Raw genomic sequence first — 21,687 nt, forward strand, 5'->3', positions numbered from 1 at the left:
ACCTCCTCCATGACCTGGTGAGCCTGGGTTATCCCCGTAGCGCTTCCCACAAATTTCGCACTCGGTGCGGCCACCAGCGGGTCAGGGGGGCCATCCCCATATTAGCGGCGGTCCGCTCCTGCTCCAACCGCCATGCCATGCGCAGCGGCGTGCTATACAAACCGGTCGGCCAGTCTATATAGGTGGGATACCAGGCATAGGTGGCGTACACCAGGGCGGCTAGCGGCAGGGGCCGGTGGCGGCGGGGAACTGGATGTTTGTCTTCCGTTAGTCCCCAACCGCTATAAAACGGCTGCCCCCATACGGTGACCGGCTTACCGCGGATCAGGGCTTCCAGCCCGGTGAGTGAGGTAAGCGTATGCACCGCATCGCATTCATCCAAACAGGCGACGATATCGGCCTCGCACTCGACCATATCGACGCAGGTGGCGAGCACCGCTTCCGCCACCTTGCCATGACGATTGCCACTTACCACATCCGGGTGCGGCTTAAATACAATAAAGGCCTCGGGATGTTCGTTCCGCAGCCGTTGCAACAGCGCGGCATTCCCCGACACGAAGGGACTGCCCAGGCGAATAGAAGCATCGTCATCCACCTGGCCGGGCACCAGGATGACGGGCTTGTCACCGGCCCTGACGCGCCAGTTTAACGCGGCTTGGGTGCCCACATTATATTTAGTCAGCGCCTGTTCCCGGAGGTGGTCAATCAGCCGTTCACCCTGTGCCAGTTCATGCCCGGTAAATGCATGGGTGGCCAGATACTGTTCGACGGTGCTGCATGTGCGCGGATCGTAATACATGCCCAGATTATCCACCACCAGGGACCCGGGCCGGCGCAGATCCGAGCCCAGGCCGACCGAGCGCAAAAAGCCGTCCTCCATCCGCCATACCGGCAGGGCATAACCGGCCAATTCCGGCTCAAATTTGCGGCCCCACGTCAAGACCGCATTGTTGCCGGCAGGCTCCCGCCCGTGCGGCAAAGCCGACACATCTTTGACAAACGTCAGCTCATCCGCATAACGACGTAAAAAAACGGGGGCGAATCGTCGCCGCCACAACGAAAACCCAACGACATACAGCTTGTTAACCCGACCGGCAGGCGGGCGCTGCACCAGGATCAAATCCAGTAGATCTTCCAGTTCGCACCGTTCACCGGTGATCGGATCTGCGTACCGGCAATAACGTAAATATGCGGCTGCCAGCAGCTGGTGGAGCGAGCGTTTGAGCCCCCGGCGTTCGATGGCGACCCGGTCGTCCGTCAGCCCCCAGCCGGCATAAAAAGGCGCGCCGAAGCACACCACCGGTTTGCCGACCAACAGCGCTTCAAAACCCAGTTGGGAAGTGACGGTATAGACCTTATCCACCGCCGTCATCAGTGCAAAAGGGTTGATGGAATCGGCCAGCAGCAACATATCGTCACCGACAAGGTTTGTTAAATAGCCCTTTTTGTTGCCCAGCAACACATCCGGATGGGTGCGAACAATCAGCTGGGCGCCGGGGTTTTCTGCGCGGGCGGCGGCCAGCATATCGGCAAAGCTGTGCTCACCCGCCAGCCCCAAATGCACGGCGGGGTCGTCCTTGGTCTGATCAATCACCAATACCTTGGGACGACCGGCATCCAGTTGACTGGCCAGATGCGCCGGAAGCTGGTTATCTCCATAGCAGTTATATTTAGTGACCCCTTGGGTTACCAGCATGCCTAACAGCGCTTCCGTCCGTCGCTGCCAGGCAGGGTTCCACCAACTGGTGTCACCGATCAGTTGTTCCAGCCGGCTCGGGCGGGTGGCGTCGTAATACACGCCCACCTCATCGACAATCAGCGACAACCGCACGGCTCCGGTTGCCGGGTGACCAATATAGCCGATAAAGCCGTCTTCCAGTTGCCAAAAGGGCAGGCCACGGCGGGTTGCCCACTGGCGTGCCCGGTCGGTATTGGCTTTCATTCCCCAGCCCACAACTGCGTTCAGCGACCCACTGGGTCTCCGAGTCAGGGTATGGGGAGCAAGCAGCCCATTGAGTATCCGGCGCTGACGCCAGATGCCGTGTGAAGTGGTTAGCAGCATTTAATACGGTCTAATGGAGTTCCTGAATTTCACTATAAAGGGGTGCCGGTGTTTTTTAATATTCGCTGCCGGTATAGGTCGTCTCGACTCAGCTTCAAGATGGCCTCTACCCACAGCTGTTGGTCCATCGGTAATAACAGACCATTGTGCTGGTGGCGGACGATAGACTGGTACACGGGATGATCGGCATAGATGCCTGCGGCACCGGCTCGGGTGATATCAAAAAACTTGGTATAGGAGCGGGCTGAATTAAAGGCATTGTCCAATAACGGAGCCAGGCCTATCGTTCTGCCAGGGTGACTCAACAAGGCCTGGTAGGCCTGCCACGTCATCGGATGGAGAACATAAACGCGCGGTAACGCGGAGAACAGCGAATGTACCCGGCTATCCCCAATTATCTCGAAGCAGAGGGTCGGCTCCTGTTTAAGCACGGCTTCGACGACCGGATACAGCCAACGGATCTCATCACTGTGCGATTCAGAACCATGATAGAACAGCGTTTTCAGTGGTTGCGGATCGCCATAGGGCGTTCCGGGCTGTAAGACGCGGGGGTTCCAGTCTGCATATTTCTCAGCCATCCAGGGTGTGGATACCCATAGCTGCGCACCGATCTTCCTGAGCCATTGCTGATGCCGCCAGGCAAGGCGATAAAGTTTCCAACGATAATGCAGCGGCAAGCCGGCGTGCGCTTTCAGGTCAAAGAGATCATCGTCCATAAAAAAAATGATCTGCCCCAACCGATCTTTGTTTGCCTCCACCCAGCGACGCCAGCGGGGTGACAGATAGCGCACGAAGATCACCGAATCACCTTCAAGAACGGTCACCGGCGGCGGTTCACCGAGCCCAACCCGTTCAGGCGTTACACCCAACGTATTCAGTAACGGCTGAATAAAAAAATCCGTCGTGGGGTTGGGAAGTTGTTCTACGATCAGGGGCCCAGGCATCATCGGTCCCCTAAACAAGGGGGGCTGTCGAAAACGAGGTCCAGGATCCTGCCCTGAGCCCAACTAACATCAGATATCGAAAGTGCTTGAAAATCCATGAGCCACTCGAACAAGAAAGCGTTCACCAAGGCCAGGTCACTCGCGGGACCTTGCCCAGCTTGAAGTCGGGTTGTGAATAGTTGAGGTTGGGGTTGTAGAACGGATCCCGTTCAATGACATGGCCCCAACACCTGCGCATGTACTCGGCTTCGCGTTTCGCCCGTGCCTGCTTCTCCGGCTCATCGTCCCGGCCTCGAGAAACGGATTCATGGTGGTACAGCTCCGCATAAGGCGTATAAACCACTCGCCAGCCTGCCTCTCTTACCCGCAGACAGTAATCTACATCGTTGAACGCCACCGGCAGGTTGGCTGCATCCAGCCCGCCCAGCCGTTGATAGAGCGTACGCCGGGTGACCAGACAAGCGGCGGTCACCGCAGACAAGTCCTGTGGGAGCACGGCCCGGTGCATATAGCCGGGATCATCCGCTTCCAGCACGCCATGTAGATGGGCCGCACACCCACCGGGCCCCAGCACATCGCCGGCATGTTGTACCCGACCGTTGCTGAAATACAACCTGGCGCCTACCACTCCCACGCCGGGCTGTAGCAAACGGGAAACCATTTCTTCAAGCCAATCGGGAGAGATGACCTCGGTATCATTGTTCAACAGGCAGAGGACCTCTCCCTTGGCCTGTTGAACCGCATAGTTATTGATGGCAGAAAAGTTAAACGGTTGATCATAGCGCAATACCCGCACCCGAGCATCACGATCCAACCGTTCAAGGTAAGCCAAGGCCCCGCTATCGCGACTTTGATTATCAACCACCAACAGCTCGAAATCCGGCCAGGTGGTCTTGCTCAGTACGCTTTCAACACAGGTCTTGAGGTAGCGCAGTGCATCCCGGGTCGGCACCACAATACTGACTTTGGGTCGTGGTTCGGGGAGTCGATAGCGCACCCTGAGATGGGTGCCTGATGGTTCCACCTCGGCCTCCACACCACGTTGCCTCAGATGTTTTTCCAGCACCTGTATATTGGCTGCCATCGCGGATGGACGGTATCTTTGATGGCAAAGCACGGCGGGGATATGACATATCGCCGAGGGGCCGGCCAGGGTCGCCGCATCCAGAATCAACTGAAAAGTACTGTCAAACCCCGCTTGCAGCAATACCCGGCGAAACAGATCGGCGCGCACGGCAAAGGTCTCGCCGACATAACCCGAGGCTAGCGCCAGCTCTTCAGACCAGTCCGGTTTGAACTGAGGATGAATCCGCTTGCCAGCCATCAGATAATCATGGTCGGAATAGATCAGTTTGGTCTCGGCAGTGCGTGTTTCAATCGTCATCCAGGCCAGTGTCCAGGGCGCCAACTCGGTCCCCGGAGCAAGCATAAAGACCCATTTACTGGAATCTAATAGGCCAGGGAGTGCCTCTGCATCCAGTACGGTTGCCCGGCCCCGCAGTTTTTCCTCGAGTTCGGCATGGTGCCGTTCAGTGGTTAACACCCAGGGCCGGAAAGGTATTTCCAGCTGTCTGCCAAGCGATACCAGCGAACGGGAAATTGCCGCTAACGGCGCACCTTCACGGGCATCAATTACGACATCAAAGACGCATTGCCGCAGCGCCTTGCCTGTTATCGCACGTTTCAAGCGCCTTCGATCGGCGGTTGTATGCTGTTCACAGAGGGCTATCCAGTCGGAGTAGGAGGGCGACGCGGCAAAATGACGGGCTTTACCCACCAGGCCATATGCCTTGCGCGGATTAAAAAGCGTTAACGCCCATGTGAGTCCTTGGGCACGGCGTTGTCGTAATGGTGTGTTTAAGAGCGCCGAGAAGGTCCGGCGCCACATCAAAATCCGGCAGGTGAGCAGGCTGACCGGCTCGAGGGCAATGGGGCCGGTACAGCTAACTGGCTCGTTGCTGCTGAGCTCAATCCATACACGCTGGACCCCCTTTGGTAAATAAACCAGCTCGAGTAGCGTACCTTTAAGCGTGACCGGCAGGGCAAAATGCTTTCTTTTTCCTTGCTGGTCTTCCGCTATCAGGTTTGCTTCCAGGCTCGAGCCCCTGTACTCGAGTAAACCACGTATCAGCACCCAGCCAGGACGCAATGCGCCTTGGCTGACACCGACCTTGAGGTGTTGCCATCGTTCCGAGTCCGAGGCATGGGAGGGAAAGATCATGGGGTCACCATCAATCCGGGCGCCTGCCACGATACCGCATAAAGCTGCGGGCAAGACGCATGCCTAAACTTTCGGTTTTGCGCGATGACAGTCGTGCATGTGCAACAAAAGCCAGAGGAACATGCCGGCTGCCCGAGATCATTCCCAGTTCGAAGCCTGCCTCTAGCCAGTGAGCCGGCAGCTCAAAAGAAAAGCCGCAGGGCCGGGACTGCCAGAACGGGGGGGCATGGTCTTCGCTGCCAAAAAGCGCACGAAGCACATCGAGACGCCTCTGCTGTGGCTTAAACTGCAGGTGACCTTGCCGGCCGGCAACGTATATCTCAAATTCCCGCTCAAGGTGGTCCTCTGTCACCAGCCACCCGGCTACCTTGAAAGTGCCCTCGTTAACCAGCCATTCGCCATTGGCCGGTGAGTCCAGGTGCCAGCGTACCCGTGGTGTTACGTCGTCCCGAAGCCGCCTGGTTATCCGCACGCAATCGGCAGGGCGGGCGCGAACCACGTCTTTAAGGTGCGTCTGGTAACCGTTGGCTTTTTCACACGCAAGCTTGGAGTCCGTGAGCGGCGTGTTGTCCCAGCAAAGTTCCACCGGGAAATACCCCAGTGATTGCAGGCTGTCTTTAATCTGCTGCCGGTACGCTTCGGGTACATAGGAGTCGAGCACAAAATCCCTGAAGCCCGCCTGGTCTACCCACAGCGCGACCACTTCCTCGGCCAGGCCTTGCGCCATCACGCGCCGGGTAACCCTGTCGATACTGGCCGTGGAGAATTCCTCGTTGATCAGCGTGCGGAGCTTATCGGACACCTCGAGTTGGCCTTCGAACACCCGCAAATAGGCGTGGTCGCCCGAGACGACAGGTACGCCAGGCTTTCCGCCAAACATCCGCCGGCTGATGGTGGACTTGCCCGACCCCGGATCCTGCATCAGCAGCCAGGCATAGGGTTTGAGTTTACGAACATGTACCACATAGCGCTGCAATGGATCGCCGGCCTGGTTAACACTGTGGCCAATCAGCTTCCAGGCATAGTCTTTGAGTTCAGTTCCCAGTTTTTTACAGGTAGGGAAATAGCGTTCGTCAATGGCGCGGCGCACCCTGACCCACTCATCCTCGGTACCTGGCGCCATGCTGATTTCCAGTACCAACAAGCCGTCGTTTGCCAGTGATGCCATCAAGCGATGGATTAAATCCGCCTGATCTTCTGCATAATGCAGCGCCGAAAGCAGGGTAATGACGTCGAATGGCCCTTCCGGCAGCGACGTCCATGACTGATTAATAAACACCGCTTCCGGGAAACGTAGCGCGGCTTTGCCAAGCGCAGTGGCGGAGTTATCTATGCCTACCACCCGGGTGGCGCCATCAAACAGGGCATAGCCACAAAAAAAACCTTCGTTACAGCCAACGTCAAGGAAGCGCTTGCCTTGCAAGGGGGGCAGGCGTAGCGCCTTGAGTTTGAGCAGGGACTGGGAGTCGCCCTTAACGCCGGGAAAAGACTGGTATTGCATCCCTGCTCCCCATCTTATAAAGGTGCCCCCGACTGGGCGTTAAGCACCTTGAGCAGTGCCGCCTGCATCACTTCTGGGCTGTAACACTGCTCTGCACGGCGCCGACCGGCATGACCCATATGCCGGCGCCATGCGGGATCCGCAGCCAGCTGGGCGATGCGTTCGGCCACGCCGTCAATATCGCCCGGTGGCAGTAAAAAACCGGTTTCGCCATCCATCACCAATTCGGCCGGCGCCTCCCAGCGGTAGCCAATCACCGGCTTGCCGGCCGCCATCGCTTCCAGCAGGGTACGGCCGAAGGACTCCGGTACGCGGGATAAATTCAGCACGATATCGGCCTGGGTCAGCGCGGCCGTGATTGGCATGTATCCCATAAAAATCAGGTTATCCGGTAAGTCACCGGCGGCCTGCCGATGTTTCAACCTGGTCACCTCTTCGGTTTCCGGGCCGATTAACAGGCAGCGCACGGCAGCTTGGCTGTGGGCTAATCGTTGTGCCAGCAGCACAAAATCAGATAAGCCCTTTTTAGGCAGGTTGCTGCTGATCAACGCTACCTTCACGCTGCTGGCGCAGGCGACGGGCAGCTCATAATCGGCAACATTTACCACGTTCGGCACCACGACCGATGGCGTATGAGGCCAGTAATCGGCCACCGCCCGTGAATTGGCGAGCAGGATGTCGGCCATGGCGGCGACCCGCTCTCGCATGATGGCCGGTGTTACACCTAATGCGGCACAGAGCTCGGAGTCTGACTCAATCAGCTCGTGCACATACCAGGCAACCCTTATACCGCATCGTCTGGCCGCCAGTAAGGGTTCATCCAGCACCAGGGTGTTGGCCAGCAGCATGGTGACCGCATATTGCTCCATCAACCCGGCAAACAGGGTCACGGTTTGCATGCAGGTGGGCTTATCGGCATGCCACCAGCCGTAGGGTAATACCACCAGGCGCCGGCAGCGTTGCCGAACGGCGGCAACATAGTCTGCGTTCAGGGCACTGGGTAGGGTAACCAGTACATTCAGTTGTAATGCCGATAATGCCGCCAGCACGTCCAGCAAGCAGCGTTCGGCACCAAATACCTGCTGGGCTGACTGGTGGCCGCAGACCATCACCCAGGGGCGGTTATCGTGCTCGGGTTGGCTCCCGGGCCAGTGTGGGCACGCCTGATATCCCAGACCTTGGCCAATCGTCAGGAAGTGGAGCAATGCCTCGGTAGCAGAAATGGGCTGTTCGACGCTGGAATAGAAGGCGGCATAGCTGGAGGTATTGAATAGCGGACCCGGATCTCGGCCTTCGGCAGCCCCGTGCCGGCAGTAATGCAATACCGGGTCGAAGGTGCTTTGTTGTAAGTCGGCATAATGACTGACGTACCAGGGGGCATCAAACCAACCACTTTGCTGAATGATATCCAGCCGGTCGGGACAGCTGACGACCTTATTGTGGCGACACAACAGCGGTGGTGCCGCAAACGGGCGTTGAGTCGGGGAAGCGGCCAGATACAGATCTCGGGGCCGGCGTGCCCGGGCGTGCCAGCGGCACGCCGCATCTATGTAGTGCTTTCTGACCCCATTAAACTGGGTGAGCAAATGTGTTTCATTGTGCTGAGTGAGTGATGATGACACAACACGGCCGATGGCCAAGGGTACCCGCGGCAATACTTCGACCACACTCTCGACGCCGTAGGCGGCCTGGACTCGCCGCAGGTATTCCGTGTCGGCGGCCACCCGCACCTCGTCCCAGCAACCCAGTTCAGTGACTGTAGCGCGGCGCAGCATCAATGAGGACTCATTGCGTTCGGTCCAACGCTCACCGGCACGCCATTGGCCAAACTGCAACTGGGGCGTTGCCCGTACCCAGAACGATACCGACGCCATACGCCGTGGCTGGGCAAGCAAAGCCAGTATTTGGTGTTCTATTTTTTGTGGATGCGACCAGTCATCGCCGTCGTGAGTGGTAACAAAGGCGCCGCTGGCTTTTGCCAGCCCCGCATTTCGGGCGGCATAAGCACCGCCATGATTGGCCCGTGTTAATATCCGCACCGTTTTGCCGGAGGGCAGGGGGTGGCGTGCCAACCAGTGTCGGGCCACAGCCTGCGTGTTATCGGTACTGGCATCATCAACCAGCAACAGTTCGATATATGGCCAGGTTTGTTCGGCCAGGGCGCGCAACGCGGTGGTAATGAAACCGGCGGCGTTATACACCGGCATAATGACGGTGACGGTGGCATCCGCTGCAGTCACGCCGGCGGGCAGTTTCGAGCCGGTGGCAGCGGTGCCCGCATGCAGGCTATCCAGTCGTGAGGGGGCCGACGGAGCGGCACCTATCTCACCTAACCCGTGGTCACGAAACACCTTATTCAGCAACGCCAGCTGCGCCTCGCTCGAGCCGGCCCGCAGGTTGGCCTGCGCCAGCAACAGATCGGTTTCTTGCGGTAACAGGGCCCTGGCATGCTGCAACAGCGCCAGGGCCTGAGCATGCCGGTGGGTGAACTGCAGCGCGGTTGCCAGCAATAGCCAGGGCCCTGGGTTGGTGGATGCAGGTGCAGTAGATGTGCAATAGGGTTGTAAATACGCCACCACCCTTGACCAGGAGCCCTGCCAGGCGGCCCAACGTGCCAGGGCCCACAGCGCCGTGCGGCGTTCTTGTTCGCTGGTTTTTGCATCCAGCAGCAGCGCCTGCAGTAATGGCAGCATCCGCTGTTCCAGCCCGCACCACAGATGATGTTCGTAAATCAGCGCGCGGTTTCGCTGCAACGGGCGATGCTCCGCCCGGCCATAGCGACAGTAATGGGTCCAGGCATCCATCCCGGCGGCGGCCACATCGGGGTTGGCAAGCAGATAGGCCGCCTCGTCAAAACTTGGCGGTGCAGAGGGCAAAGCCAGACCGGAGGCTGCCAGATTATGTTGTAACCAGCGGAATAGTCTAACCATACAAGCGATTGGCACAACCATGGGTTATTAGGCAAGAAAGGAAAAAGAGGGGGAATTGACCATCAGTTTCTAGTCTTGGCGATTTTAAATGGATTATATTACGGTGTCTGGTGTTATATTGATTTGGTTTTTTAAACTGATTTTTTAAAAGTAAAGGAATTACGTTGGTGGACTTTATTGTTCATGATGTGGGTTGGAAACTGGTTATATCAATTCTTGAGTTGAAAGTTGATATGTATTCACAGTTCACCTTTGATTCTATTTCAGAGTAAAATGGTACTGATGATAAATATTTGAACTCATCGCTGATGATGAATTCACTTGCTTTTCTTGTTAGCTGTCGCATCAGAAATTCGTGAGAGTTTTCATTTATGTTGTTTAGTTTAAGCCAATCATCGAAAGATTGTCTTTCTATATGGTTGGTTGGCATTTCTTTGTGATACTTGAATCTCAGGCTTCTTAATGCGACATTTTTCGGATGTTTCAGGACATCTAGGTGAAGAATGCAGCAGGGGCTGTTTTCCTTGTTCATGTATAATCGCTTTGGATTGTCTTCCATCGAGCAAAACTCGTCAGCATATTGACCATTTTTATACCTGAAAGAGTTACTTCTGTAAAGTCTAATGTCACCATTAAGGCCGGCATATTTATTATCCCTTCCAATGCAGTTGAAGCCAAAGCCGATATTTACGGCTTTAAATAAGCAAAGATCAATTTCTTTATCAATCATAAGGTCTATTGAGTCACTCAATAATGACTTGAAGTCAAGTTTTGCCCCAAGGTGAGAGCGCATGGCGACAAAGTCTGAATCCCATTTTAATATTAATTCGCTGTTGGAATTGTCAATTATCCAGTTCCTGCACTCGGCCATGCTGAGGTTTTTTTCGTTTTTTAAAGTAATAAGTCTCTCATCTTCAAACCCAGAAAGGATCTGAGCGGTTTTATCTGTGGAATCATTATCAACAACAATAACCGAGTCAACAATATCTAAAATTGAAAGTATGGATTCATTTATAGATGTGTCTGCATTTTTAACTACTATGCCAGCGGTGCATTTAAATCTAGGCACAATAAATCCTCTAAACGTTGTATTGTTTGATTGTGTGAGTAAAAATCAACAGGTTAGGGGGTTTCTATGTTTTTGTTAATTTGTATTTTCTACAACCTTCATTTTTGGAGGTGGCTTCGTATTTCCAGTTTTTTATATTCTGCCTCTTAAGTGCTTTATTAACTACATTGAAATGATTTTCTTTTTGAACGTGAGCATTTATGATGGATGTGTTGTTGCCGTGAATTACTCGATTGTAGCATATTTTATTTACGTGTTTGAATGGCCCTATTTCGCTAAGTTTTAAATACATATCATAGTCAACTGCATTGGTTATATTTTCATCAAATTCGTCCGTCAAAATCCATGCTCTAATAGTGAACATTCTGAAATGGTGGCAAATCATGGCAGTGGTGAATTTTTCACGAGAGTATTCTGGCCAGTTGTAACCATTGGATATTAGTGAGCCATCAGGGTTAACATTTCTATTCGCTGTATAAACACAAGCCAGTTTTGTATCAGAAAAAAACTCTTTCAAACAGGTTTCAACTGCATCCGGCTCCAAGTAATCGTCCGAGTCCAGTTGGCCGATATAAAAGCCTCTGCACATTTTTACGGCCGCATTAGACGCAGCGCCTATGCCACCGTTTTTATGTGTCATAAAGCGAACTCTTGGATGGTCAGAGTACAGCCTTTTCAGAAGCTGGAGTGTTCCGTCAGTAGAACCGTCATCACAGATGCACACTTCTAAGTCCACAATGGTCTGATTTAAAGCACTGGTTACACATCGTTCAATATATTCTTCACAGTTATATGCGGGTATATAGATAGATACGAGTGGTACACGTTTAATGGTGGCTCTGTTTATTGGTTCAAGCTTGCGGTAGAAGTAAGGTGTTTTTTGTTCGACGATTTTAATCGTAACTTCCTGACCAGCCGCCCTGTCGGTTTCATTTTCTCTTCCTGGTGGCTCTTGATGATAGGCTAAAGCACCATCTATGGCCTTGAAAAAACAGCCTGAACGATACAAACGGTAACCAAACTCGTTATCCTCCCCACCCCAATGAGTAAACTCTTCATCGAACCAGCCAGCAATAGCTAACCATTTTTTTGCGAAAGCGATATTACCTCCGCTGAAGAATCTGAACGGTGAGTCACACAGACGAAGGTTGTCGGTTTTTTGGAAGTGCTCTAGGCGCCAGTCAACAGAGACTTTACCATTGATATTGCTGCTGACACTGTTGTTAGTTTTTACCTCTGGTAATGATGAAATAAGTTCGGGATTGGCTAGTATATCTTCTGCCATGATGCTGTGAGTATCAATATATTTTCTTGGTCCAATAAGTGCGATATCTGAACTTTCGATTAAACCAGACATATAAGACTGAACCCAATGTCTTCCCGGTGCCATATCACAGTCTAAAATTGACACATAGTCATATTTTGCTGTTCTCAGTCCAAGGTTTCTTGTCGCACAAAGCTGATAGCCACAGTCTTTTTTTCTTACATATTTAATGTCCAAGGAGTTTTCATATTTTCGCGAGACTAAGGTTATATCCTCTTGGCTACCGTCGTCTGAAACTATCACTTCAAATGGGTATTCGGTGATTTGGTTCACCAGACAGGAAAGTGTTATGTCTAGAATTTCTGAGCGATTAAAGGTAGGAATGATAACGCTTAGTCCGATGTTGGTGTCTTGAATGCTGTTTTTCGCCTCCTTTTCCAATAGCCATGAATAGTCATTGGTTGATTCGGGTAGTGCCCTTAGGGTAAGGCTTTCAGGCCAATCTGCAGGAACAGGATTAATCTGTTTTACTGCAAGGGATTCTGATTTTTTTGTTTTTAATGAGTTGTAAAAATTGATGTTTTCTGTGTGCCTGTCTGGCGTGATGGTGTGGATGCTTTCTTGAGAGTTATAGAGTAATATTTGAGTGACGCAGTCCAGTGGGCTTAATGAGTCATTGGGGCTGTCTTTAAGCATCTTTTCGCATAGGTAAATGTTGTAAGAAACCAATTTTTCACCAAATATTTCAGATGCTTTTCTGTAAATAATGAGAGCTTCAGAATACTTTCCGTCGAGGTATGACTTCCTTGCCTGCTCGAAAATGCTCATGCTAATTACCTGCTTTTTATAAAACGTTTAAAATGGCCAGCCCTTTTTCACATGCGATCACTTCAACGATAAAATCATGATCAGTTGTGATCTTTCTCCATAACTCAATGATTTCCTGTTCTTCGGGTCGATTATAATCATCCATGACTAATGTTAGCTGATGATCTGGGAGTGATTGGATTAGGTTGGGTAATGCCGGAAATCTTGCATTTTTGTTTGTTGCTCCTGGAGGGCCATCGACCAGAACCATGATATTTGCTTTTTTTTCTTTGAGACTTACCGCCAATTTATTCAGTGTTTCTTGGCAGTCATAATATAAAAACTGCGTGTCATCCGTATATTGATAATCAACCAGCGGGGCGTGCACCAGCTCAACCAGGTGCTCAATGTTATTATCTGACAGTAATTTGGTGGTTTTTCTGTGGTAAATTATGTCATGTTCGAAAGAAATGATGTGGGGGAGTGTGTTGTAATTCGACTTATTGGTTTTTTGTTTTTTGTTTTTTGTTTTCGATTTTTTCTTGATGTTTTTTGTTGTCAAAGAGTACTGCTTTCTTTGTAAGGCTTTCGCCATTAATAGGGTCGATGTGCCACTGCCAAACTCGATGATACAATCGTAATCGTTAGCATCTATCAAGCCGATAAGGTAAAGGCCGAGATCCGGGCTGATTGGCCAGCCATGGAAGCTGAGAGGTTTAGAGCCTTTTTCAAGATAGTTCTGGATACCGATAAAACATTCTATTTGCTTGGCTGTGTTGGCCAATCCATTACTGATCTGGTTTTTAAGCCCTATCAAAGGCGTGGTGATTTTCTGTGCCTGTTCTGTGATGATTTTTTTTGTTTTCTCTTCCAGGGTATCCGCAATCTGCTGATTGCTTTCAATCAACTTCTGCATGTCCTTATGACAGGCGGACTCTTTTTCTTGCATTGCCAGGGTTTGCTTCAGTGCATCACATATTTCTTTGGTTCTATCACGTTCGCTTCTGGCTAGGTTGCTGTCTTGCCGGGCGGCAACCAGTTGTTGTTTTAGGTCGTCGTTGGCTTGGCTCGTCTCGTCCAGCCGCCGCCGTAGTTCGGCGGTTTGCTGTTCGTGGTCGGTTTTGGTATTGGCCAGCGTCTGCTGCCATTTGTTATTGGCCTGCTCCGCCATGGCCAGCCGTTGTGTCAGCTCGCTGTTGGCCTGCTTGGCGTCATCCAGGTGCCGTTGCAGTTCAGCAAGCTGTTTTTTATGTTCGGACTGGATGGCGGAAAATGCCTGTTTTAACCCATGGTTGGCTTTATTGGTTATGCCGAGTTGTTGTTTCAGTTCAGTGGCGGCATTGCTCACTGCTGCCAGTTGGTGGGCTTGTTCGGTCAGTTTTTGCTGCAGCTCTATTCTGTCTTTTTGTGCTTCGCTCAGGGCTGCTTCGGTGGCGTGCAACTCCAGCTTAAGCGTATTACGGTACAGGGTGTACGCCGGCCGATCAGGATCGCTGTTGTCTTTGGCGATGAGCTCATAGCCTTGTTGGTACAGGCGGCTCAGTACCTCGGTGCTGTTGCTGTCGCTGCTGTAGTGGGGATCGCTTGGGCAATATAGGATGATATGGGCAAAGGGATTGTGTTGATCCAGCCGTGCTAGTTGCTCGGTGATGAGCCGTTCTGCACCGGGCGCATCGATAATGAGCAGGTTATTCCCTTCCTCTGTCAATTGTACATCGTTCAACAGGGTGGCCAGGGTGCGGGTTTGTACGTCGATGACCTGTTGTATTTTCAGGCCCGGCATCAGTTGGGTTAGACCCGAGGCCGGATACAGGCTGCTGGCCTGATGCCAGTTATAGAGGTTGAAGCAGGCACTGCCATTATTGTCGGCAATGGCCAGTTGATAGAGGCTCACATTGTCGTTGGTTTGGATTATTTGCCTCAGTGCGGTGGCGTCCTGGGGGGAAGGTTCTATTAACACCAGGCGCTGCGCATGTTGGTAGTGTTTGTTGTCGTTACCTTTACCGGCACCTATGTGTACCAGGGTATTCAGCATATGTGGAATGTGAATGGTCATGGCAATGAGTCACCGTATATCGATGCGGGGCGGTTGTCTTTATGCGGTTGCGTTGGGCCGCGGGGCTTCTTCTTGACCGAATTTAAGATAATGCACCAAGGGGTTGAGGTTGCTCTCTGCAGTACTTGGATTCAGTTGCCGGTACCAGTCGGTGTCAAAGCGAACGCTGGGGTTACGGCCTTCGTCGGCGCCAAATTTCAGATAGTGTTCCCTGGGATCCATACCGCTTTCGGCCACGTCCGGATAGGTGGCCAGGTACCAGTCGGCGTCGAACAGTTCGGTTTTGGCCAACAGCCTGAGCTGTTTTTTCAGCTCGCGTCGTTCCGGCGACCTTGGCCGGAGCGCCTTGCCTAGTGAACGAATGGGAGCGGTGAGCTTCCAGCTGGCGCTGGCGGTGATGCTTTGCAGGCTTTGGTTCTGCTGTTGTATTTGCTGCCGCTGCTCGCTTAGCTGTTGAGTGAGTCCTTGGTTGTTCAGGTAGTAGTGCTCCAACTCCTCCTGAACTTGGTGCAGTTGTTGCAGAAGCATTTCATTTTCTTCTTCAACGTCCTTTTTGTCTTGTTGCAGGTATTGCAATTCGGCCCGTGCCTTATCGCGCCCTTGTTTGAGCGAGTCGCAGCTGGCTTGCAGACGCTGATGCTCTTCGCTCATGACCTGAATCTGTGTTTTGTATTCATGCAGGGCCTCTTCGTTGTCCATGTTTTGCTGGTGCAGGGCTTCCAGCTCTTCCTGTACCTGATGTAGTTGAGCAAGGAGCTGGTTGTTTTCCTGTTCCTTTTCTTCCAGTTGGCTAAGCAAACCGCTCTGTTGCGCGCATGTCTGTGCCTGTTTCACGAGCTGCTGGTGTAACTGCTCGATGTCGATGTCTGGTACGTCGGTATGGTTCAGCAATGGCGTGGTGCCGGCTTCCAGTTCTTGCAGGACATCGAGTAGTTCCGGCTGTTGCAGCACCAGCTGTTGTGCCAGCAATTGGCTGAGTGTTGTGGGCGGGACAATAGCTTCGAGGAGGGGGGGCTTGGCGTGAATGCCGAAGCGCTGCCGGCAATGCCGCAGAAATATTTGCGGCTTGAGCACGGCGTGCATGACGTTGATCAGCAGGGTCTGGCGGCGATGACGGCGATAAAACCGCAGGCATTGCCGCAGGGCGGTTTGCCATTGTTGCAGAGCTACGCTGGGTGTTTGCCCCTGATCCAGGGCGTAGGCAATGGCGATGTGTGCCGGGGTGTACAACAGCAGGTAGGCCCGGCTCGTCACGGCCGCGGCGTTGCCGGTGCATTGTTCCGGCTCAATGCGGTTGGCCGGGTTCCAGCCCAGTTGTTGCAGCAGGCTGTTAAGGTGTCGCCATTGGCTGTATGGGGTTGAAGCTACCATTAATTCCATTTAAGCAAGCTCCCGAATTTTTGTTATTCATTCATCCTGGTCGTCAGGCAAAGGTGTCGGCCTGCCCAAGGAGCAAGTCTTACCGATCTTTGGCCGAGAGTATTGGCTGTATGCCGTGCAGGGGCCAGTCTATGTTCAATGCCGGATCGATCCATAGCAGGGTGCGCTCGTGCACCGGCGCGTAAAAATCGGTGGTTTTGTATAAAAATTAAGCGCTGCCGCTCAGCACCAGAAAACCATGGGCGAAGCCTTCCGGTATCCACTGCTGGCGATGGTTGCTGGCGCTGAGGATGACGCCTACCCATCGCCCGAAGGTGGGGGAGTCGCGGCGCAGGTCAACGCTGACATCAAACACTTCACCCTGGGTGACTCGCACCAGTTTGCCCTGTGGTTGTTGTATCTGGTAATGCTGGCCGCGCAAACCCCCAGTGCCGATTTGCTGTGGTTGTCTTGTACGAAGGTACGGGCTTGCCCGGTGAGTTCGATAAAGCGGTGCAGGTTAAAGCTTTCGTAGAAAAAACCACGTTCATCACCGTATATGACGGGCTCCAGCAGGACCACATCGGGTATCTGTGTGGCAAATGGTCACAGAGCCACCAGCTATTTTCAGTCTCTGTGATCCCTGACTATCAACATGATCATATTAATGATGAAGGCCAGAAACAGGGTGGTGATGGCAAACACACTGCTATTATAGAGTCGCTCCGGTTCGGTGGCGTATTCTGGTAACAACGGACTCTGCAGCACGCTCACTTGCTTAAGTTTTCGGGCAGCCTCGATGCGGGTGTTTTCCAGTGCGGCCAGGGCGCTGGAATAGGTTTGTTGGGCGAACTGGGCTTTTAATTCCAGGGTCTGATATTCCGATGAAATCCGGTTAAGGGCATTGCCGGCTGCCTGTGCCAGGCGGTTACGCTCTTTTTCTATTTGTTGCTGCAGCGCGTTTATTTCGCTTTTTATCTGCACCAGCTCGGCCGAGCGGGTGCTTTGGTAGCTTTGAGCGGCACTGTATTTTGCTTGTCCCCGGGCCAGCTCTCCCTCCAGCGTGGCAACGACCTGGTTAAGGCTTTCCACCGTGTGAATGGGGGAGATCAGGCCATATTCGTTCTGGTAAGCGAGCAGAACGCCCCGGGCCTCATCTAGCCGTTGTTCCAGCCGGTCTACCTGGCGTTCAAGAAAGCGCACCTGCTCTTCCGCCAAACGCTGGCCCATGTCATTCATATGGGCTTCACCGGCGCTGAGCAGCAGTTGCGCCAGGGCATGGGCGAACTCGGGATTAAAGGCCTGCACATTGATATTCAGAACACCGGCGTATTCATCCAGCTCGACGGATACACGCTTTTTATAGTATTTATGCAGCTCTTCAATGGGGGCGCCGGTTTTGAACAGACGGGAAAAAAGATCGCCATTTTGGCTATAGTGTTCGCGAAAAGGTAGTGCTTGTTGCACTTTTTTCAGCATATCCACCGAGAGCAGATGTTCGCGCAACAACAAAAGGTCGCTGTTACTGCTCCCTCCTTTTAATATGCTGGAAAAACTGAGTTCCGGCGCGGCGATGTGTGGGCTTTCCAACACGACGGTGGCACGGGATACATAACGGTCCGCGGCCCATGCAAACCAGTAAAAACTCACGGTGATAATGGCGAGCATGGCCGCCGCCCAGTGCGGTTGGGATTTAATAAATCGCATCATAAGATTATTAACCAGCAAAATAAGGGTGAGATATCTCTCATTACGTATTTGATGGCGAGCCGGATTCCTGGTGATAGGCCGCGATGGCCTGATTGATATCGTCGTACCAGCTGGCTTCGCCTTCTTTAAGGTAAATCCCGGCCTGGCACAGCTCTTTTAAGATAGCTTCGCCGTGCGACACTATGATCAGGCTGGATGTTCCGATCTTATCCTTGAAGGCCTGACTGGCTTTGTCCCTGAAGTTGCGATCCCCCACGGCGGTGGCCTCGTCAGACAAATACACGTCAAAGTCAAAAGCCAAAGACAATCCAAAGTTAAGTCGGGCGCGCATGCCGGAGGAGTAGGTTTTAATCGGCTGGTCAAAGGCTTCGCCCAGTTCGGCAAATGTTTCTACATAGTCGATAATGTGCTGCACGTTGAAGCCGCCGCCATGTACCCGGGCGACAAACTTGACGTTCTGCCGGCCGGTCATGGAGCCCTGAAAGCCGCCGGAAAGACCGATGGGCCAGGAGACCCTGCACTGTCGTTCCACTGAGCCGCGTTCGGGGTTATCCATGCCGGCAATTAGCCGCAACAGCGTGCTTTTACCGGCACCGTTCCGCCCCAGCAGACCTACACTCATTCCTTTGGGAATGGTGAGGTTGATGTCTTTCAGTACCCAGTCGCTTATCGAGCCGTCGTGGTTGTGATAGCGTTTGTACAGGTTTTTGATGTTAATCATTGTGCTTTCAGCCTGTTGCGATAATGCATATGCATTAAGAGACCGAGGGCATTGAGTGACAGTATAAACAACCACAAATAGCTCAGGCTGGTGCCGTTAACCATCCGGTAGTGTTCAAAGAAACCCAGGCGCAGTAGCTCCAGCCCATGCACAATGGGATTGGGCATGAGATATTCCAGTGCATGATGAGGCAATACATTAAGCGGCAAGATAACACCTGATATGATCAGCAGTGGCAGGCTTAACATGCGCACAATGCGGGCCAGTTCGGGAACAAGCGTGCCCGCCACGGAAACGACCAGACCGGCTCCCAGGCCGAGTGACCATAGCGAGAACCAGGCGAACATGGCGTTAATGGCATTATCGGGGAAAATATCCAGCTTCAGCAGCAGCCCGCCCACCACAAACAGCAGGAAGATAAAGGTTCTGAGCATGCCTTCCACAAAGTTGCGTACCAGCACCGTGTCTACCGGCTGTACCTGGCGGTAGGCAAACAACGCCTGATTGGCATCGACCGCCCCCAGGCTGCGCATCATACCTTCACGTACCAGAAAAAAACCCATCATGCCGGTAATCATCCAGGGGATAAAATCGGCTCCCATGATCAGACCATTGCTGTGGCTGATCAGGCTACGTATCAGCACCATAATGGCAATCATCGCCATAGGCTCGAAGATCATCCAAAACCAGCCCAAGCGGTCGGTCATGGTACGGGTGACCGCTTCCCGCATAAACATGGCAAACCATACGCTGCGGGTAACCTGCCAGGGCGTTCGTGCTTGCATGGCATTTTCCTACAGGTCTATCGCCACTTTGGCGGCCACCGCCAGCTGATAGAGGATCTGGCTGATGCTGGTGGCCAGCTGCAGGTTTTTGGTGGGCACGACCGGGAGGACCAGGACTTCGTCGCCCGCGCGCAGGGTCACCTCGTCTGCCTCGCGTACCTCGCCGTTCTGACGCACCACCAGGATGCGTTTTTCGTCCGCGTGCTGGGTAAAGCCGCCGGCGCCTTCTATATAGTCGATGGCCTCGCGGCCGGGAGTGAATACCACCGACTGGGGTACCAGCACTTCACCGCTGATCAGCAGGGAGTCACTGCGTTCGGGAATGGTGATGATGTCGCCGTCCTGCAGGCGGATATTGCTGATCTGGCCGTTGTTGGCCAGCACCAGCCGGCCATTGGGCTCCACCTGGGCGGCACGTTTAATGAAGCTGTTGATCAGTTCGGCTTCTTTGACCCTGATCTGGGCCTCTTCGGTGGTAGCGGAAGAGGCGCCCAGGTAGGTGGTTTCCAAGCGGGCCAGACTCTCTTTCAGAGACTGTTTTTGCCGTTCGGCGACGCTCACCCGTTTAAGGGAAATGCTGTGCACATCGGTCATGTCTTCGGGGACCGGAATGGCGTCCAGCAACTCGTGCAGCTGGGTATCGCGCGGCAGGGCAAAACGGGAGGGGCCGTAGTAGCTGCCTTCTATCTGTACCACTATGGTGTCGTCACGCATGTCGGTACTGAATACCACCTGGTCTCCGTTTTGCAGCTGTTGCTGGTTAAAATCGGCCAGGGCTATGTAGCTGGAGATGGGCCCGGTGTTGCGGGCCCCCCGCAGCAGCGCATGGGTGACGTTGGATTTCAGCCGGGCAAGCTCCAGCAGGGACTGTCCGGACATCATATTGGGGGTAAGCTCATAGCGGTAGGGGCGGGCAACGTCACCTTCTACGGTGACGGTAGGGCCGCGCTCTTCCACCACTATGGTGTCGCCGTCGCGAAACTGCGGGCGTGGCAGGCTGCCATTGATCAAAAAGTCGTACAGATCGGCACTGGCTATGGTGCTGCCGGTGCGCACTATCCTTACCCTGCGGTAGCTGCCTACGGCATCGTCTATACCGCCGGCCTGATCGAGAAAATACAGCAGCGAGTCATTGGGGGTGCCGGCAAAACGGCCAGGATTGGTGACATAGCCGGTCACGAATACTGAAACAGGCTGCACGCCCTGCAGGTTGGTGTATACCTGCACGTTGTTGGAATACACGGAATTAACGGCGGCGCGTACACGGCCGTCCAGCTGGCTGTGCCGAATGCCTTGTACCCTGATGGGGCCGACGGCGGGAATGAAGATATTGCCCTGGGCGTCGACCGGCAGCACCCTGTCTATATCCACCGCGCCCCATACCCGCAAGGTGATCTGGTCGCCGGGTGCGATGATGTAATCGGCGTTCAGGCCGTCGGCGCGAACCCCCCGGAAGCCGCCGGTGAACAAATGGGCGCCAAAGCTTGGAATGCTGTGGTTGGTGGTGGCGTGTGACTGCAGCGGGCCGTAGCGGCCGTTCTGCCAATAGGTGTTGGTGTTGCTGCTGGCCTGGTCGGCTTCGGACGGTGCGTTAAAACGGCTGTGTTGCTCGGGGGGCAGTTCACCGGCACTGGCGCCAATCAGCTGGGCCTGGCTAGCGTGGGTGACGAGCGCCAAAATGGCAAACAGGCACGCCCGGTTAACAAAAATATTGATACGGCTGTTCATATAGTGACCCGAGTTGTTGTGTGTTCAGCGAGTAAGCAAACGGGTAACCGGACGCACCGGGGCCCAGGTATTTTGGCCTGTCTGGCAGACGATGTGTTGCTGGGTGTCGCCGGAGGGCAGGGTAACGTCCAGCTTCCGGCAGGTGCGGCCGCTGGCGGCAAAGTAGGGTGTACTTGCCTGTATCTGTACATTGCTGCCCCAGGGGCTGTGCTTCAGGGTAACGACGCTGCCGGTAACGGCAGAAGCGAGATAGTTGTTCAATTCAGACTCGGACGAAAAAGGCGCTGGGCCGTTGTCGACAGGGTCGGCCTGCATATTTTGTATCATTGAGCATCCACTGGTAGTGAGGATCACCAGTGTCAGCACGAAAAACTGAAGTACCTGTTTGAATTTTGACTGCATCAGACTATTGCGCTCTGTAAATTCTGAAAAGTGGCGTAGGGTCAGGCCGGTTGCCTGTTGATTCACGGGGTTCTGTACGGCTGTACGGGATGATGATTTTAAATGTAACTATTTTTTGCTACGGAAGC

At 53.6% G+C, this 21,687-nt stretch carries 14 protein-coding genes and 1 pseudogene; all 15 read right to left on the reverse strand.

Annotated features, from left to right (window positions below; all coding sequences use genetic code 11):
- Positions 1-28: 28 nt before the first annotated feature.
- Positions 29-2,062 carry a capsular polysaccharide biosynthesis protein gene (locus ABD806_RS02150; protein WP_344954246.1) on the reverse strand — a complete coding sequence of 678 codons (2,034 nt, stop codon included), beginning with the start codon at positions 2,060-2,062 and terminating at the stop codon, positions 29-31.
- Positions 2,063-2,094: 32 nt separating this feature from the next.
- The gene (locus ABD806_RS02155; protein WP_344954248.1) at positions 2,095-3,006 is read right to left on the reverse strand and encodes a glycosyltransferase family protein; all 912 of its coding nucleotides are present in this window, start codon (positions 3,004-3,006) and stop codon (positions 2,095-2,097) included.
- Positions 3,007-3,127: 121 nt separating this feature from the next.
- A complete protein-coding gene (locus ABD806_RS02160; protein WP_344954250.1) occupies positions 3,128-5,227 on the reverse strand; it encodes a glycosyltransferase family 2 protein in 2,100 nt (699 codons plus the stop codon).
- 10 nt (positions 5,228-5,237) lie between these two features.
- On the reverse strand, positions 5,238-6,728 hold the full coding sequence (locus ABD806_RS02165) for a methyltransferase domain-containing protein (protein WP_344954252.1): 1,491 nt from the start codon (positions 6,726-6,728) through the stop codon (positions 5,238-5,240).
- 14 nt (positions 6,729-6,742) lie between these two features.
- Positions 6,743-9,658: a glycosyltransferase gene (locus ABD806_RS02170; protein WP_344954254.1), complete on the reverse strand. Its 2,916-nt coding sequence runs from the start codon at positions 9,656-9,658 to the stop codon at positions 6,743-6,745.
- 181 nt (positions 9,659-9,839) lie between these two features.
- Positions 9,840-10,727 (reverse strand): glycosyltransferase family 2 protein, encoded by an 888-nt coding sequence (locus ABD806_RS02175; RefSeq protein WP_344954256.1) that lies wholly within the window; start codon positions 10,725-10,727, stop codon positions 9,840-9,842.
- 64 nt (positions 10,728-10,791) lie between these two features.
- Positions 10,792-12,819, reverse strand: coding sequence for a glycosyltransferase family 2 protein (locus tag ABD806_RS02180; RefSeq protein ID WP_344954258.1), 2,028 nt, complete (start codon positions 12,817-12,819; stop codon positions 10,792-10,794).
- A gap of 16 nt (positions 12,820-12,835) precedes the next feature.
- Positions 12,836-14,854 (reverse strand): FkbM family methyltransferase, encoded by a 2,019-nt coding sequence (locus ABD806_RS02185; RefSeq protein ID WP_344954260.1) that lies wholly within the window; start codon positions 14,852-14,854, stop codon positions 12,836-12,838.
- A 39-nt stretch (positions 14,855-14,893) separates the two neighbouring features.
- Positions 14,894-16,234, reverse strand: a complete 1,341-nt coding sequence (locus ABD806_RS02190) for a hypothetical protein (protein WP_344954262.1) — start codon at positions 16,232-16,234, stop codon at positions 14,894-14,896.
- A gap of 79 nt (positions 16,235-16,313) precedes the next feature.
- Positions 16,314-16,804, reverse strand: a pseudogene (gene rfbC, locus ABD806_RS02195) (dTDP-4-dehydrorhamnose 3,5-epimerase).
- A 36-nt stretch (positions 16,805-16,840) separates the two neighbouring features.
- Positions 16,841-17,923 carry a KpsE/RkpR family capsule polysaccharide export protein gene (locus tag ABD806_RS02200; RefSeq protein ID WP_344954264.1) on the reverse strand — a complete coding sequence of 361 codons (1,083 nt, stop codon included), beginning with the start codon at positions 17,921-17,923 and terminating at the stop codon, positions 16,841-16,843.
- A 40-nt stretch (positions 17,924-17,963) separates the two neighbouring features.
- The gene (locus ABD806_RS02205) at positions 17,964-18,644 is read right to left on the reverse strand and encodes an ABC transporter ATP-binding protein (protein WP_344954266.1); all 681 of its coding nucleotides are present in this window, start codon (positions 18,642-18,644) and stop codon (positions 17,964-17,966) included.
- Positions 18,641-19,429, reverse strand: coding sequence for an ABC transporter permease (locus ABD806_RS02210; RefSeq protein ID WP_344954268.1), 789 nt, complete (start codon positions 19,427-19,429; stop codon positions 18,641-18,643). The genes ABD806_RS02205 and ABD806_RS02210 overlap by 4 nt, the downstream gene beginning before the upstream one ends.
- Before the next feature lie 9 nt (positions 19,430-19,438).
- Complete coding sequence (locus ABD806_RS02215) at positions 19,439-21,157, reverse strand: polysaccharide biosynthesis/export family protein (protein ID WP_344954269.1); 1,719 nt, start codon at positions 21,155-21,157, stop codon at positions 19,439-19,441.
- A gap of 24 nt (positions 21,158-21,181) precedes the next feature.
- Entirely contained in the window at positions 21,182-21,484 is a 303-nt protein-coding gene (locus tag ABD806_RS02220; protein WP_344954271.1) for a DVU3141 family protein, read from the reverse strand.
- Between the last annotated feature and the right edge of the window lie 203 nt (positions 21,485-21,687).

This window comes from Zobellella aerophila (assembly GCF_039539325.1).
GTDB lineage: Bacteria > Pseudomonadota > Gammaproteobacteria > Enterobacterales > Aeromonadaceae > Oceanimonas > Oceanimonas aerophila.

What these genes read in the sequence shown, in the direction of transcription:
- ABD806_RS02205 (WP_344954266.1), bottom strand. Translation starts at nt 18,644, where the DNA reads ATGATTAACATCAAAAACCTGTACAAACGCTATCACAACCACGACGGC.
- ABD806_RS02155 (WP_344954248.1), bottom strand. Translation starts at nt 3,006, where the DNA reads ATGCCTGGGCCCCTGATCGTAGAACAACTTCCCAACCCCACGACGGAT.
- ABD806_RS02180 (WP_344954258.1), bottom strand. Translation starts at nt 12,819, where the DNA reads ATGAGCATTTTCGAGCAGGCAAGGAAGTCATACCTCGACGGAAAGTAT.
- ABD806_RS02165 (WP_344954252.1), bottom strand. Translation starts at nt 6,728, where the DNA reads ATGCAATACCAGTCTTTTCCCGGCGTTAAGGGCGACTCCCAGTCCCTG.
- ABD806_RS02170 (WP_344954254.1), bottom strand. Translation starts at nt 9,658, where the DNA reads ATGGTTAGACTATTCCGCTGGTTACAACATAATCTGGCAGCCTCCGGT.
- ABD806_RS02200 (WP_344954264.1), bottom strand. Translation starts at nt 17,923, where the DNA reads ATGATGCGATTTATTAAATCCCAACCGCACTGGGCGGCGGCCATGCTC.
- ABD806_RS02160 (WP_344954250.1), bottom strand. Translation starts at nt 5,227, where the DNA reads ATGATCTTTCCCTCCCATGCCTCGGACTCGGAACGATGGCAACACCTC.
- ABD806_RS02210 (WP_344954268.1), bottom strand. Translation starts at nt 19,429, where the DNA reads ATGCAAGCACGAACGCCCTGGCAGGTTACCCGCAGCGTATGGTTTGCC.
- ABD806_RS02185 (WP_344954260.1), bottom strand. Translation starts at nt 14,854, where the DNA reads ATGACCATTCACATTCCACATATGCTGAATACCCTGGTACACATAGGT.
- ABD806_RS02220 (WP_344954271.1), bottom strand. Translation starts at nt 21,484, where the DNA reads ATGATACAAAATATGCAGGCCGACCCTGTCGACAACGGCCCAGCGCCT.
- ABD806_RS02190 (WP_344954262.1), bottom strand. Translation starts at nt 16,234, where the DNA reads ATGGAATTAATGGTAGCTTCAACCCCATACAGCCAATGGCGACACCTT.
- ABD806_RS02150 (WP_344954246.1), bottom strand. Translation starts at nt 2,062, where the DNA reads ATGCTGCTAACCACTTCACACGGCATCTGGCGTCAGCGCCGGATACTC.
- ABD806_RS02215 (WP_344954269.1), bottom strand. Translation starts at nt 21,157, where the DNA reads ATGAACAGCCGTATCAATATTTTTGTTAACCGGGCGTGCCTGTTTGCC.